This is a genomic window from Candidatus Nitrotoga sp. 1052 (genome assembly GCF_927312905.1).
Classification (GTDB): Bacteria; Pseudomonadota; Gammaproteobacteria; order Burkholderiales; family Gallionellaceae; genus Nitrotoga.
The window spans coordinates 41,712-55,914 of the sequence record NZ_CAKMHQ010000009.1 but is presented as its reverse complement, the minus strand read 5'-3'; the positions used below and the strand labels follow the sequence as shown (position 1 = coordinate 55,914).

General features: G+C 49.5%; 13 protein-coding genes. 9 read left to right on the top strand and 4 right to left on the bottom strand.

Annotated features, from left to right (window positions below):
• Positions 1–100: 100 nt before the first annotated feature.
• Together clpA and clpS are read right to left on the bottom strand one after the other, a co-directional pair.
• Positions 101–2,353, bottom strand: coding sequence for an ATP-dependent Clp protease ATP-binding subunit ClpA (gene clpA / locus MJ768_RS01535; RefSeq protein WP_239287533.1), 2,253 nt, complete (start codon positions 2,351–2,353; stop codon positions 101–103).
• Positions 2,354–2,355: 2 nt separating this feature from the next.
• Complete coding sequence (gene clpS / locus MJ768_RS01530) at positions 2,356–2,664, bottom strand: ATP-dependent Clp protease adapter ClpS (protein WP_239287532.1); 309 nt, start codon at positions 2,662–2,664, stop codon at positions 2,356–2,358.
• Between the two features lie 244 nt (positions 2,665–2,908).
• On the opposite strand from clpS, the gene MJ768_RS01525 reads away from it, so the two are divergent.
• Entirely contained in the window at positions 2,909–3,112 is a 204-nt protein-coding gene (locus tag MJ768_RS01525; RefSeq protein ID WP_173055488.1) for a cold-shock protein, read from the top strand.
• Between the two features lie 454 nt (positions 3,113–3,566).
• Here the strand turns inward: MJ768_RS01525 and MJ768_RS01520 are convergent, their stop codons facing one another.
• Both MJ768_RS01520 and icd read right to left on the bottom strand, forming a co-directional pair.
• Entirely contained in the window at positions 3,567–6,797 is a 3,231-nt protein-coding gene (locus tag MJ768_RS01520) for a DEAD/DEAH box helicase (RefSeq protein WP_239287531.1), read from the bottom strand.
• Positions 6,798–7,019: 222 nt separating this feature from the next.
• Entirely contained in the window at positions 7,020–8,273 is a 1,254-nt protein-coding gene (gene icd, locus MJ768_RS01515; RefSeq protein ID WP_239287530.1) for an NADP-dependent isocitrate dehydrogenase, read from the bottom strand.
• Between the two features lie 65 nt (positions 8,274–8,338).
• On the opposite strand from icd, the gene MJ768_RS01510 reads away from it, so the two are divergent.
• The 8 genes from MJ768_RS01510 to nadA all read left to right on the top strand — a co-directional run bounded on the left by MJ768_RS01510 (position 8,339) and on the right by nadA (position 14,132).
• Positions 8,339–8,881, top strand: a complete 543-nt coding sequence (locus MJ768_RS01510; RefSeq protein WP_239287529.1) for a pseudouridine synthase — start codon at positions 8,339–8,341, stop codon at positions 8,879–8,881.
• A 34-nt stretch (positions 8,882–8,915) separates the two neighbouring features.
• On the top strand, positions 8,916–9,179 hold the full coding sequence (locus tag MJ768_RS01505) for an FmdB family zinc ribbon protein (RefSeq protein ID WP_239287528.1): 264 nt from the start codon (positions 8,916–8,918) through the stop codon (positions 9,177–9,179).
• Positions 9,176–9,811 carry a DUF502 domain-containing protein gene (locus MJ768_RS01500; RefSeq protein WP_239287527.1) on the top strand — a complete coding sequence of 212 codons (636 nt, stop codon included), beginning with the start codon at positions 9,176–9,178 and terminating at the stop codon, positions 9,809–9,811. The genes MJ768_RS01505 and MJ768_RS01500 overlap by 4 nt, the downstream gene beginning before the upstream one ends.
• A gap of 12 nt (positions 9,812–9,823) precedes the next feature.
• Positions 9,824–11,626 carry an aspartate--tRNA ligase gene (gene aspS / locus MJ768_RS01495; protein WP_239287526.1) on the top strand — a complete coding sequence of 601 codons (1,803 nt, stop codon included), beginning with the start codon at positions 9,824–9,826 and terminating at the stop codon, positions 11,624–11,626.
• Between the two features lie 123 nt (positions 11,627–11,749).
• On the top strand, positions 11,750–12,145 hold the full coding sequence (locus MJ768_RS01490; RefSeq protein WP_239287525.1) for a ribonuclease domain-containing protein: 396 nt from the start codon (positions 11,750–11,752) through the stop codon (positions 12,143–12,145).
• A 1-nt stretch (position 12,146) separates the two neighbouring features.
• Complete coding sequence (locus tag MJ768_RS01485; protein WP_239287524.1) at positions 12,147–12,542, top strand: barstar family protein; 396 nt, start codon at positions 12,147–12,149, stop codon at positions 12,540–12,542.
• An 8-nt stretch (positions 12,543–12,550) separates the two neighbouring features.
• Positions 12,551–13,000 (top strand): dihydroneopterin triphosphate diphosphatase, encoded by a 450-nt coding sequence (nudB, locus tag MJ768_RS01480; protein ID WP_239287523.1) that lies wholly within the window; start codon positions 12,551–12,553, stop codon positions 12,998–13,000.
• Between the two features lie 34 nt (positions 13,001–13,034).
• Positions 13,035–14,132 carry a quinolinate synthase NadA gene (gene nadA / locus MJ768_RS01475; RefSeq protein ID WP_239287521.1) on the top strand — a complete coding sequence of 366 codons (1,098 nt, stop codon included), beginning with the start codon at positions 13,035–13,037 and terminating at the stop codon, positions 14,130–14,132.
• Positions 14,133–14,203 lie beyond the last annotated feature (71 nt).

Below are 14,203 nucleotides of genomic sequence, written 5' to 3'. Positions count from 1 at the left end.
TAGCTACACCGTCACTCAACAAATTTAATATTAATCAATATAATGTGAGGCTGGTTGGTGAGTTTATGAATTATTAAGGTGGAGTAAGCAAGGTAATAAATTAGACAACAACAACTTCGTCCGTAAACTCCAGTTGCACTTTCTCGTCCTTGTCCACCGTGACGATCACCTTGCCGCCGTTGGATAGCTTGCCGAACAATAATTCGTCTGCCAGCGCGCTACGTATGGTGTCCTGAATCAAACGTGCCATCGGGCGTGCGCCCATTAGTGGGTCGAAGCCAGTCTTGGCGAGGTAGTCTTTGAGCGCATCGGTGAAGATGACTTCCACTTTCTTCTCATGTAGTTGTTCCTCAAGCTGCATCAGGAATTTGTCTACTACGCGCAGGATCACTTCTTTATCCAGTGCGGCGAAGGAAATGGTAGCATCCAATCGGTTACGGAATTCCGGTGTGAATAGCCGCTTGATTTCGGCCGTTTCGTCACCGCTCACTCCGCTCTTGGTGAAGCCTATCTGTGCCTTGCTTAATGCATCGGCCCCCGCATTGGTTGTCATAATAATAACCACATTACGGAAATCTGCCTTGCGTCCGTTGTTGTCGGTGAGAGTACCGTGATCCATCACTTGTAACAGAATATTAAAAATGTCCGGGTGTGCTTTCTCGATTTCGTCTAGTAGTAACACGCAATGAGGCTGCTTGTTGATTGCTTCAGTGAGTAGACCACCCTGATCGAAACCGACATAGCCGGGTGGCGCTCCAATGAGGCGCGACACGGCGTGACGTTCCATATATTCAGACATGTCAAAGCGGTGTAGCGGCATGCCCATTGCAAAGGCAAGTTGACGCGCTACTTCGGTTTTTCCCACTCCGGTTGGGCCAGAGAATAAGAAGCTGCCGATGGGTTTTTGCGGGTTGCCCAAGCCACTCCGGGACATTTTTATGGCGCGTGCCAACACGTCAATGGCGGCATTCTGGCCGAACACTACGGTCTTGAGATCGCGATCCAGCGTTTTCAACAGATTGCGATCATCGGAAGAAACGGTGCGTGAGGGTACGCGCGCAATCTTGGCGATGATGTCCTCGATTTCATGCTTGCCGATAAGTTTTTTCTGCTTTGATTTTGGCAGTATGCGTTGTGCCGCACCCGCTTCATCTATCACGTCAATTGCTTTGTCAGGAAGGTGTCTGTCATTGATAAAACGCGATGAAAGCTCGGCCGCACTGGTTAGTGCAGCGGCGCTGTATTTGATACCGTGATGAGTCTCGAAGCGAGACTTCAACCCTTTTAGAATCTCAATGGTCTGCTCAACTGAGGGTTCTGGCACATCTACTTTTTGGAAACGGCGCGATAGCGCATGATCTTTCTCGAAAATGCCGCGATATTCTTGATAAGTAGTAGCACCGATGCACTTAAGTGTGCCATTTGAAAGTGCGGGTTTGAGTAAGTTGGAAGCATCCATGGTGCCGCCCGAGGCTGCGCCTGCGCCTATGAGAGTATGTATTTCGTCGATGAATAGAATGGCATGAGGTTCATCGGCTAATTCTTTGAGTACAGCCTTCAGGCGTTGTTCAAAGTCGCCGCGATATTTAGTGCCGGCCAGCAGTGCGCCCATGTCTAATGCATAGATCTGAGCGTTTTTGAGAATTTCTGGCACGTTGTTTTCCTTGATTCGGCGCGCCAAGCCTTCGGCGATAGCGGTCTTACCCACACCAGCCTCACCGACCAGTAGCGGGTTGTTCTTGCGACGGCGACACAAGGTTTGAATAACTCGCGTCAGCTCGGTTTCGCGTCCGATTAGCGGGTCGATTTTGCCAGCTAAAGCTTGTGCGTTGAGGTCAAGCGTGTAGTCGTACAGGGCACTCTTCTGGCTCGGTTCTTGTTCTATTTCGGCATCTGCTGATTTCTGGGTACTTGATTGAGCCGCTTTATCGATTCCATGTGCAATATAGTTTGCTACATCCAGCCGGGTGATAGCACGCTGGTTTAGGAAAAACACGGCATGAGAATCTTTTTCGCTAAACAGGGCAACCAGGATGTTGGCGCCGGAAACTTCTTTTTTGTTAGATGATTGCACGTGTAAAATGGCGCGCTGGATGACTCGTTGGAAGCCGACAGTGGGCTGCGTGTCTACTTCGCTACTACCGGGCGCTACTGGCGTATGAGTATTAATAAAATCGGTCAATACCGCGCGCAATTCTTCAATATCTGCTCCGCAGGCGCGCAATACATGCGCCGCAGAAGAGTTATCCAGCATGGCAAGTAGCAGGTGCTCAACCGTGATAAATTGGAAGCGTTTTTGGCGTGCTTCGACGAACGCCAAGTGTAGGCTGATTTCAAGTTCTTGCGCGATCATAATTATGTTTCCTCTAATTCGCATCGTAGCGGATGTCCGTGCTGTTTGGCAAATGCCGATACCTGTTCCACCTTCGTTTCTGCGATATCCTTAGTATAGACTCCGCATATTGCCAACCCTTCATGGTGTACTTTGAGCATCAATTGAATGGCGCGTTCACGGTTCATCGAAAAAAAAGTTTGCAAAACTTCTATTACAAAATCCATCGTGGTGAACTCGTCGTTAAACAGTATCACTTTATATAGTTTGGGTGGTTTGATTTTGCTCCGTTCTGCTTTCAGCAGGGATGTGCTTTCATATTTTGTTGCCATAGTTGCTATTGTTACATTTATGTATGACAGTATGTTCAATGATTCATGAGGTTTTTTCAAGTACTTTTGAAAATTATTCTGAAAATAAAGTGCATAAGTCTTGACGAAATCGCTCAAACAGGAGTAAAAAGTGCATGGGTGTTTGAATGCAAGTTACCTGCAGTACTGGTTTTGCCATGTACGCTCTTGGAATTCAAACAGTTTAACGGGAATCCACCCGGTTTTTTAGTTAAGGAAGTGAAACATGGCAAACGGTACAGTTAAATGGTTCAATGATGCAAAAGGTTATGGTTTTATTACTCCGGATGACGGTAGCGAAGATCTATTCGCGCATTTTTCCGCAATTACTATGAGTGGCTTTAAGTCTCTTAAAGAGGGCCAAAAAGTTACTTTTGATATTGTTCAAGGTCCTAAAGGTAAACAAGCTGCCAATATTCAGGCCCCTTAAATAGGTTCTTGGTTTAAAAAAGCCCGCTTAAGCGGGCTTTTTTATTTTTTTTATTAATTTAAGATCGGGCGGATTCAAGTTCGAAGTGCAACACTGGTTTCATCAGGTGTTCTCATTGCATTTTTGAGTTTGATCGATACTTCTGGCGGCATCAAGGGCAAGCACCACACGTGGCGCGGCTTAGCCGCCCTTGACCCCGCCAGAAGTATCAACCCCTTGGTCTTTATGCAATAAAGGTGGATTGGCAATGTGTTGCACTTCGAACTTGAATCCACCTCGTCAAATAAAATTTTCGATGTGAAACACAGAGTTTTAGCAGGAGTTTATCAATCGCAGAACCAATCCTAACCCTGCTTATACCTCACTTATAGAGCTGGCCATCAAGTAGTGAGATTCGTTATACTCGCTAAGGTTGGAATCCGGATGTTCTGAGCAATTTGCTTGATGGCCGTTTCTATAAAGTTTGCAACGGCTCAAATAGCATGGCTAACTCTTCTGTGGAAAGAGGAGCGATAGCTTCTCCGTTATCATCCAGAATGCCTCGCGCTAAGTCACGTTTTTTCTCCTGCATAGCAACAATTTTTTCTTCCACCGTGCTTTCAGTGATGAGCTTGTAGACGAAAACTGGGTTTTCCTGGCCTATGCGGTGGGCGCGGTCAGTAGCCTGATTTTCTACCGCAGGGTTCCACCACGGATCGTAATGAATCACAGTGTCGGCGGTGGTGAGATTCAGCCCTACACCGCCCGCTTTGAGACTGATCAGGAAGATGGGTACTTCTCCGCTCTGAAAACGTTGTACTGGTGTGGCGCGATCGCGGGTGTCTCCGGTAAGCTTGACATAGGGCAAGCTAAATTTGACAAGTTCTAATTCGATCAATGCCAACATAGAGGTGAACTGGGAGAATAACAGGATGCTCCGTCCTTCTTCCACCATGTCCGGCAGCAAGGACATAAGGAGATCCAGTTTTGCTGAATGCGTTACCTGCTTCGCAGCAGGCAATTTAAGCAGGCGTGGATCGCAACAGGTTTGACGCAATTTAAGCAGTGCGTCAAGAATAATAATATGACTGCGATTCATACCCTTCTTGTCGATTTCCAAGCGTATTTTTTCGTGCATGGCTACTCGGATAGTTTCGTATAAGTCGCGCTGAGCGCCGGATAGTTCGCAGGAGCGTATGATTTCTGTTTTGGGTGGCAATTCTTTGGCTACTTGTGCTTTGGTGCGGCGCAGCAGGAATGGGGCAATGCGGCGTGAAAGTACCGCGCGCCGGGTGTTATCACCTAGTTTTTCGATGGGTGTGCGAAATAGCCTACGAAAATTTTTGTCATCGCCCAATAATCCTGGCAGCAGAAAATGAAACAGCGACCACAATTCACCAAGGTGATTTTCCAGCGGTGTTCCAGTGAGCGCAAGCCTGTGGCGTGCTTTGATTTGATGCACAATTTGAGTGGCTTGCGACTTTGGATTTTTGATAATATGACCTTCATCAAGGATTAGCAAATGAAACTCTTGCCCAGTCAACACCTCTTTGTCGCGTGGCAGCAAGGGATAGGTGGTGAGCACCAAGTCATAAGCTCCGATAGATTCGAAATGTTGCTTGCGCAATTGTCCCTGCAATACCAATACGCGTAAATCCGGCGCAAAACGCTCTGCCTCCCGCAGCCAGTTGAACATCAGGCTGGTGGGTGCGACCACCAGGCTAGGATGGTTCATGCGCCCGGATTCTTTTTCTACCAGAAGATGGGCTAAGGCCTGTACGGTTTTACCTAACCCCATGTCGTCAGCCAGAATGCCGGCCAGTTCATATTCGCGCAGAAATTGCAGCCAGTTAAGCCCTTCTTGTTGATAGCCCCGCAAATCGGTCTTCAGACCAACTGGCGGCGCAACCGGCTGAATCCCGTTGAAATCGCGCAGCTTGCGTCCTAATTCACGTAAACGCTCGCCGCCCAGCCAGCGCAAACCCGCAACCTCTTCCAGCTCTGCCAGGCGCCCCGCCTGAACTGCGGACAACTCGATTCGCTGCAAATTATGTACTGCATCTTTATCGAATAGCTCCACCAGTACTGACAGAATGTTTTGTATGCGGGAAATCGGTAACGTCACCAAGCGGCCATCAGCAAGGCGTGCCACGAGCGGCATGTCTTCAGCGCTAAGCTGCGCCAGCGCCTGCATGCTCATTTGTTCTGGAAACTGGCGAATTAAATCCAGCAAGACGGGCAGCAAATTGACGGGTAGCCCATCTATCTGAATCCCCAGCTCCAAGTCGAACCAGTTATTGTTACCGTCGTTTTCATTAACGGTGGCGGTCCAGTCTTCAATCTCGGCGAAACGAAAGTTGAAGCTTGGTTCCATTTCGATCTGCCAGCCAGAGGCTCGCAGATCGGGGAGGTTGGCAAGGCAAAAATTGATCCACTCTTGGTCATCCCCACCCAGAATAAAAGAACCTTTGTGTTTTTTATGTAATTCGGAAAAAATTGATAAATCAACAAAGAAAAATCCCAAACCGGCAAGTTCGTCGACATAACTCTCTTCGGCGGTTACATCGCGGTCGATGCGCAATAATTCATCTCCACTACGCTGTGCTATTGACTTTTCGGTCGACATAGCGTCAATGCGCACGCCACCATAGTCGAATTCAAGACGCACCAAGTCGAGTGTTTTCGGCTCATCGTCATGATCATCTCTATAGTGGAAAGAGTCAAAATAAGGAGGCGGATTCAATGCTACTGTGTAAAAACGTAAACATGGAACAGGATGCCGATCGCTTACCTTTCTTTCACGTAGCACCTGCGGCAACTGAACATTTATACCGGGCAGCGTTTGTGTCAATTCCTTACCGATACGGCCAGCCAGTGCTGATGGAATCGCTGGTGCGCTAACCAGAGCGTAAGCAATTTCGTCTGGCAGGCCGATATCCAATTCGCCGCAGACCGATGTGACTTCATTGACATACCAAGGGGGAGAAAACGGTAGCACCTGTGACGGTGGTGTGGTTTCAATCTGTAGTCGCTGGTTCCCATGTGTGTCCATGGTCCAAACAGGCTGAGTGACGCATTTCTCACCAAAGGACAGAGGCTCGGAATCAGGTATTTCCCAGAAGCACCTGCCAGTGGTAATCATTTCTGTCATCCAGCGGGCACCATGTGCACCAGCTAAATAGCCTCCTGTCGCACGCATCAAGTTTAATGCTGCGATGATTTCCTGGTCCCGCTCGGTAAAATATCGTGGCGCCGCGCCGATAAAGATATTGGCTATGGAATCATGAAGCGTTTTTTTGCCAAAACCCCCGGCCTTGAGCAATCTGGCAGTGAAAAATGTCACCTCCACTCTCGCTGGTTTACTATCGCTTAATTTTAAGACGTACAGTACACGCTGCAACACGTTCAATGGCAAGCTATCGCGGCCTAGTGTCGGCATGGCCGCACGCGCCACTTCATTCAGCCAGATGGAAATTTCATATGGCAAGTCCGTAACATTCGGCAATGCTTTATCAGCTGGCGCAGGAACTTCAAGTGGGGATTCCGCTTGAGCCTTGATCAGCGTTGCGACTACATGCTTGCAGTTGTAGCCCACCGGGCAACTGCATTCCCCGTTGACCAATACATGACCTCCCGGTTGTGCCTGCAGCAGGATATTGACGTGATACCGGTTTTTATTTGAACCTGCGACAAGTGCGGTAACCAAGGCGCCATTTTGGCTAATACCTAGCGCCGTGACTTTGTTCTCACGATAATATTGACGTCCCCGCGTCAGATATGCGTTTGAAAAAGATGAGGCTATGTGAACGGATGAAACAAGAGAATGCACTTTATTCTAGAGCCTTAAAGTTAAAAACACCGTTTTCAGCTGATTGTGGGTGACTGTATAAGATAAATTCTTGATCTTGCCCAACCAACTTACTGTCGTTTACATGTTTTTAACTATTGCTTCGCCGAATGCAGAGCACGATATTTGTTGTGCCCCTTGTGTCAGCCGCGCGAAATCATAGGTGACGGTCTTGGCGGCGATTGCCCCGTTCATGCCCTTGATAATTAGATCGGCGGCTTCCGGCCAGCCGATATGGCGCAGCATCATCTCTGCTGAGAGAATCAATGAACCGGGATTGACGTAATCTTTGCCAGCATATTTCGGTGCGGTGCCATGGGTGGCTTCAAACATTGCAATGCTATCAGACAGATTGGCGCCCGGCGCGATACCAATACCGCCAACTTCTGCCGCTAGTGCATCAGATATGTAGTCGCCGTTGAGATTCAAGGTGGCGATAACGTCATATTCTGCAGGACGCAACAAAATTTGTTGTAGAAAAGCGTCGGCAATTACGTCTTTAATGATGATGCCGCCGCTTCCATATTTTTCGGGCAATTTCAGCCATGGCCCGCCGTCGATTTCTACCCCACCGAATTCTCGCTTGGCGAGTTCGTAGCCCCATTTCTTGAAGCCGCCTTCAGTGAACTTCATTATGTTGCCCTTATGTACCAGGGTGACAGACTTGCGCTTATGATCTATGGCATACTGAATGGCGCGACGAATTAAACGTTCACTACCTTCGATGGACACCGGCTTGATGCCGATAGCAGAGGTTTCTGGAAAACGGATTTTCGTGACGCCCATTTCATTTTGTAAAAAATGGATTAATTTTTTCGCTTCTGGTGACCCAGCTTCCCATTCGATACCGGCATAAATATCTTCAGTGTTTTCACGGAAGATTACCATATCCACTTTTTCTGGTGCTGTCACTGGAGTAGGTACGCCCTCGAACCAGCGCACTGGACGTAGGCATACATATAGGTCAAGGATCTGACGCAACGCCACATTGAGCGAGCGCATACCGCCGGAAGTAGGGGTGGTGAGCGGGCCTTTAATAGACACAACATGGTCGCGCACTGCTTCTACCGTCTCATCCGGCAGCCATGTATCGTTGCCATAGATATTTACCGCTTTCTCGCCAGCATATACTTCCATCCATGCAATCTGGCGTTTACCATTGTAAGCCTTGGCGACTGCCTCATCCACCACGCGCCGCATAACAGGGGTTATGTCCACGCCTGTACCATCACCCTCAATGAAGGGAATGATGGGTTGATCTGGCACGGTGAGTGTGTAGTCTTTGTTAACGGTAATTTTCTGGCCTTGAGACGGCACCTTGATGTATTGGGTCATGTATTTTCGCTCCCCGATGAAAAGCTTGGGGTAATATTGATCGCTTTAGTGAGTGGAAAAGTCGGATGAGTCGCATCCTGTTGTTCAACAAACCTTATGGTGTGATCTGTCAGTTTAGCCGCGACGGTCTGCATCCAACGCTAGCTGATTATATCGCGGTTCCCGATTTGTATCCAGCGGGACGGCTGGATGCTGACAGTGAAGGTTTGTTGTTGCTCACCGATGACGGTGTGTTGCAACACCGCATTACGGATCCACTCCACAAGTTGGCCAAGATTTATTGGGTGCAAGTGGAAGGTAAGCCAAGCGAGACGGCACTAGCGCAATTGCGCAGTGGGGTAAAATTGCCTGATTTTGTTACTTTGCCTGCTATGGCAAGATTGATGGAAGAACCGGTAAACTTATGGCGGCGTACTCCTCCGATCCGCGAGCGTAAAGATAAACCAACCAGTTGGCTGGAACTGATTATTCGCGAGGGCAAGAACCGTCAGGTACGCCGCATGACAGCCGCGGTGGGTTACCCTACCTTGCGCTTGATCCGTTACCGGATTGGCGAGTGGACACTGGATGGGTTGGAGTCAGGCATCTGGCGTGAGGCTGCGGTATAATGTACGCCTTTTTGATTCATAACAGGAGGATGCCATGCCTATTTACGAATATCGTTGCAGCAGTTGTGGTGTACAAAAAGATGTCATGCAAAAGATCAGCGATACGCCGTTGACCGTATGTCCTGCATGTGGCAAACCTACATTCAGCAAACAGCTTTCAGCTGCAGGCTTTCAACTCAAGGGAAGTGGTTGGTATGCCACGGATTTTAAGAGTTCGGGCAGCAAGCCAGAAGCTAAATCGGAATCAGCGGCCAACACCGTTAGTTCTGCCACGCCGACTGCGGGTGGCAACGGGTGAAGAAATATTTGCTCACCGGACTATTGGTGTGGGTTCCGCTTGGCATTACTATCTGGGTTCTGGACCTGACGATTAGTACGCTAGACCAGAGTCTGCTGCTACTGCCGGTGAATTGGTATCCAGATAAACTGCTCGGTATTCACATTCCCGGTTTGGGCGTGATTCTCACCGTAGTGATCGTGCTGGGTACCGGTTTGCTGGTGCACAATGTTCTCGGACAGCGTCTGTTACGTTACTGGGAAGGTCTGCTACGCCGCATTCCTGTGGTAAGTAGCATTTACCACAGCGTAAAACAGGTTAGCGATACGCTACTGTCCAGCAACGGACTTGCCTTTCGTAAGGTGCTGCTGGTGCGGTACCCGCACCCCGAGGCATGGTCGTTAGCATTCCAGACCGCTATCCCGGGTGAGGTGACGCAACAACTTAAAGAAGAGTATGTGGGGGTATTTATTCCCACCGCACCCAGCCCGGTAAATGGGTTTTATTTCTACGTGCGCCGTGCTGATACCATCGAGATCAACATTAGCGTGGATGTGGCTTTAAAATCCATTATTTCAATGGGCGTAGTTGCCACCCCCGCTATGCCTTACGTCCCAAAAAAAACAATGAAATCCCCTGAATTATTAGATTAACTTATTGAAAATATGCGAACTCATTACTGCGGACATCTTAACGTTTCAAATCTTGGTCAAGCTGTTACTTTGTGTGGCTGGGCACACCGTCGCCGTGACCACGGCGGGGTGATTTTTATTGATCTTCGCGATCGCGAAGGGCTGGCGCAAGTGGTATGTGCCCCGGACCGTGCTGACATGTTCAAAATTGCTGAATCGGTGCGCAGCGAATTCGTGCTTCGTATTAGTGGACGTGTGCGTCGCCGCCCGGAAGGCAGTTCCAACAGCAATCTTGGTAGCGGTGAGATCGAAATTCTATGCCATGAAATCGAAGTGCTGAATGCTGCGCTTACGCCGCCGTTCCAGCTGGATGACGAAAATCTGTCGGAGAACGTGCGGCTGACACACCGCGTGATTGACCTGCGGCGTCCGCAGATGCAGAAAAATCTGATACTGCGCTACAAGACGGCAATGGCGTTCCGCCGTTTCCTGGATGCAAAGGGTTTTATCGATATTGAAACGCCGATGCTGACCAAATCCACGCCGGAAGGTGCGCGCGACTATCTGGTGCCATCGCGTGTTCATGCAGGCGAGTTCTTTGCGTTGCCGCAGTCGCCGCAGCTATTCAAGCAGCTGCTCATGGTGGCAGGTTTCGACCGTTACTACCAAATTACTAAATGTTTCCGCGACGAAGATTTGCGTGCTGACCGCCAACCGGAATTTACACAGGTGGACGTTGAGACCTCATTTTTGGGCGAAGAGAAGATTATGATGCTGATGGAGGAAATGCTCCGTACCGTATTCAAAGAGGTGTTGGGTACCGTTTTGCCAAATCCGTTTCCGCGTATTTCTCACGCTGAGGCGATGGCGCGTTTCGGTTCAGACAAGCCCGATTTGAGAGTGACACTGGAAATCACCGATGTCACAGATGCGGTAAAAGATGTGGCATTCAAGGTATTTTCTGCTCCTGCCAATCAAGCTAATGGGCGCGTGGCAGCATTGCGTGTGCCGGGTGGCGGCTCATTCACGCGCGGCGAGATTGATGAATACACCAAATTCGTTGGCATCTACGGTGCGCGCGGCTTAGCCTATATTAAAGTCAATGACGTGACCCAGTTGAATGAAGCTGGCCTTCAGTCGCCTATCGTGAAGAACCTGAATGAAGACGCACTGAAAATAATCATAGCTCGCACTGGTGCACAGAATGGCGACTTGATTTTCTTCGGAGCGGACAAGGCCAAAGTGGTCAATGACGCGCTCGGCGCGTTACGCACCAAGATTGGTCACGAGAAAAATTATGTCAGTGGCGCAGCATGGACCCCGCTGTGGGTGGTGGATTTCCCCATGTTTGAATACGATGATGAGGCCAAGCGTTGGGATGCCTGCCATCACCCGTTCACTGCGCCCAAGGACGAGCACCTTCACCTCTTGGAAAATGATCCCGGACGTTGTCTGGCGAAGGCATACGATATCGTGTTGAATGGTTGGGAACTTGGCGGTGGCTCGGTGCGTATTCATAAGGAAGAAACTCAGTCATTAGTATTCCGCGCGCTCAACATCGGTGCGGAAGAGGCGCAACTAAAGTTTGGCTTCCTGCTCGATGCACTGCAATATGGAGCGCCACCGCACGGCGGGCTGGCCTTCGGCCTGGATCGCATCGTTACGCTGATGAGCGGCTCAGAGTCGATTCGTGACGTGATCGCTTTCCCCAAGACCCAGCGTGCGCAGTGCCTGTTAACCCAAGCGCCCAGTGCCGTTGACGAAAAACAACTGAACGAGCTGCATATTCGTTTGCGTCAGAAAGTGCAAACGACGGTGGAAGTGACGAAGGAATAGTGTGGCAGTGCAATGCGATTGAAATTTGAAAGAATCTGCAGGGTACGTTCTCGCATCAAAATATTGTGAGATGGCTAGAATGAATTTAGCGTTTTGCATGGATATGTAGCGGAGACTCGTAAGATGAGAATGGTTAGCGCACGGTTCATCCTGCATTATTTATTTGTCTTGTTTGCAATGCTGTTGGCACTGGCTTCAGCACAAACTCATGCTTATGCGTTGGGGTCAAATAATGACCGTGAAATGCAGATTATCGCGGTGTCCGCGTTGCCGCCGGAAGGGCGAGAAACCTTGCATCTTATTAAGCAGGGTGGCCCGTTTCCATATCCACGTGATGGTGTGATATTCAGTAATTTCGAAAAACGATTGCCCAAGCGCGAGCGTGGTTATTATCGTGAATTTACGGTGAAAACGCCTGGAGCACGCAATCGTGGCTCACGGCGCATTGTCTGTGGCCAACCTGTTGAGTGTTATTACAGCGCGGACCATTACCAGACTTTCCGGCGCATCACGGAATAACATGGATAATTTGTCGCTACGCTTAAAAGATGTAAGAGAGGCGGGTGCATACCGGCTGGGTTGCCGCTTGGACGAGTTGTATGCAGCAGTGGCAGAGGCAGGTTGCGTCTTGTTCGAGGTTGATCTGGCTGAGGTAGAGGGCAAGGAAAATTTTATCGCTGCCATCGCTCAAGCAGTCCATGTGCCGGACTGGTTTGGTGGCAATTGGGATGCGCTGGCCGATACATTGAGTGATCTTTCCTGGCAACCCGCTTTCGGTTATGTGCTGCTGTTGCGAAACGATAATGACACCCTTGGGATGGCTGCTGAGGATCATAATATTGCTATGGAAATTTTTGCTGATACGATAGCTTTCTGGAAATCGCAAGATAAACCATTCTGGATTTTTTTCTGCTAGCGCCATTCATGCAATATAAATTACCAGTTTCGGTGTTAGTGGTGATTTATACTTTGGATTTTGAGGTGTTGCTTCTGGAACGCGCTGATCACCCGGGTTTTTGGCAATCAGTCACCGGTAGCCAGGATGAAGGCGAATCTTTGTGCGAGACAGCTGTGCGCGAAGTGTTTGAGGAAACTGGCTTGGATGCCAATTACTATACCTTGGTGGATTGGCAGGCCCAAAATATCTATGAAATTTATGCAAAATGGCAGCATCGCTATGCGCCCGGTACCCGGCACAACACTGAGCATGTATTTGGATTGGAATTACCCTGCGTGCTTCCTGTCCAATTGTCACCGCGGGAACATCTCAGTTATAAATGGTTGCCTTGGCAGGAAGCTGCGGGGCTGGTATTTTCGCCAAGCAACCGCGAAGCAATTTTGCAGTTGCCTGAAAGAGAAAGAGCGGGGGGCTGAAACCGCCCATACATAGTGAACGAAAGATTGTCAAATGAAGGAAATTGAGAGGCAGGATGGCATGATATCGGTTGCCTACGATCATCCCGGCTGCGCCACTTCGACAGCGTGGGCGAAGAAGCCGCGCGAACCGAAGCCCGATGAAAAAGCAATGCTGATCGAGCGCATCAAACGACTGTTAAAAGAACAGGATGCAGTGCTGGTGGCGCACTATTATGTGCATCCGGACTTGCAGGACTTGGCCGATGCTACAGGCGGTTGCGTATCTGACTCCCTTGATATGGCCAATTTCGGCCATCAACATCCGGCGCAAACGTTAGTGGTGGCGGGGGTGCGTTTCATGGGCGAGACAGCGAAAATCCTCAACCCGGAAAAGCGCGTGTTAATGCCCGATTTGGATGCCAACTGTTCGCTCGACCTTGGTTGTCCGGTGGAGGGGTTTACTGCTTTCTGTGACGCACACCCGGATCGTACCGTGGTGGTATATGCCAATACCAGTGCGGCGGTGAAGGCGCGCGCCGACTGGGTGGTAACCAGTTCTATCGCGTTGCCCATCGTTAAGCATCTTAAAGAGCAGGGGCAGAAAATATTATGGGCACCGGATCGTCATCTTGGCAATTACATTCAGCAACAAAGTGGCGCCGACATGTTGCTGTGGCAAGGGTCATGTGTGGTGCATGACGAGTTCAAGGCCAAGGAGTTGGCTGAACTTAAGGCGCAACACCCGGATGCCAAGGTGTTGGTGCACCCGGAATCTCCCCCGGAAGTGATTCAGCTTGCTGATGTGGTGGGCTCCACCACGCAGCTCATAAAGGCAACACAAATTTTGGCTGCGAACAAGTTTATTGTGGCGACCGATAACGGTATTCTGCACAGAATGAAAACTTTATCGCCAGACAAGGTGTTTCTCGAAGCACCTACGGCTGGAGATGGCGCGACTTGCACTAGCTGTAATCACTGTCCATGGATGGCGATGAACGGGTTGCTGAATCTGGCCCAAGCGTTGGAAAGTGGGAAGAATGAGATACATGTCGATCCGGTAATCGGGCGTCGTGCCAAGGTCTCTATCGAACGCATGCTGGATTTCGCGCGTCAAATCAACCTTCCCCTCCGAGGCATAGGTAACGCCTGACGGATGTTTGCGGCCAATATCACGCTCATTGCGTATATTGTAATGATATGTGGTCTGCTGATGCGGTATTG

Coding starts and splice junctions, on each gene's coding strand:
- icd (WP_239287530.1), bottom strand. CDS start 8,273: ATGACCCAATACATCAAGGTGCCGTCTCAAGGCCAGAAAATTACCGTT.
- MJ768_RS01490 (WP_239287525.1), top strand. CDS start 11,750: ATGAGAATGGTTAGCGCACGGTTCATCCTGCATTATTTATTTGTCTTG.
- MJ768_RS01485 (WP_239287524.1), top strand. CDS start 12,147: ATGGATAATTTGTCGCTACGCTTAAAAGATGTAAGAGAGGCGGGTGCA.
- clpA (WP_239287533.1), bottom strand. CDS start 2,353: ATGATCGCGCAAGAACTTGAAATCAGCCTACACTTGGCGTTCGTCGAA.
- aspS (WP_239287526.1), top strand. CDS start 9,824: ATGCGAACTCATTACTGCGGACATCTTAACGTTTCAAATCTTGGTCAA.
- clpS (WP_239287532.1), bottom strand. CDS start 2,664: ATGGCAACAAAATATGAAAGCACATCCCTGCTGAAAGCAGAACGGAGC.
- MJ768_RS01510 (WP_239287529.1), top strand. CDS start 8,339: ATGAGTCGCATCCTGTTGTTCAACAAACCTTATGGTGTGATCTGTCAG.
- nadA (WP_239287521.1), top strand. CDS start 13,035: ATGAAGGAAATTGAGAGGCAGGATGGCATGATATCGGTTGCCTACGAT.
- MJ768_RS01505 (WP_239287528.1), top strand. CDS start 8,916: ATGCCTATTTACGAATATCGTTGCAGCAGTTGTGGTGTACAAAAAGAT.
- MJ768_RS01525 (WP_173055488.1), top strand. CDS start 2,909: ATGGCAAACGGTACAGTTAAATGGTTCAATGATGCAAAAGGTTATGGT.
- nudB (WP_239287523.1), top strand. CDS start 12,551: ATGCAATATAAATTACCAGTTTCGGTGTTAGTGGTGATTTATACTTTG.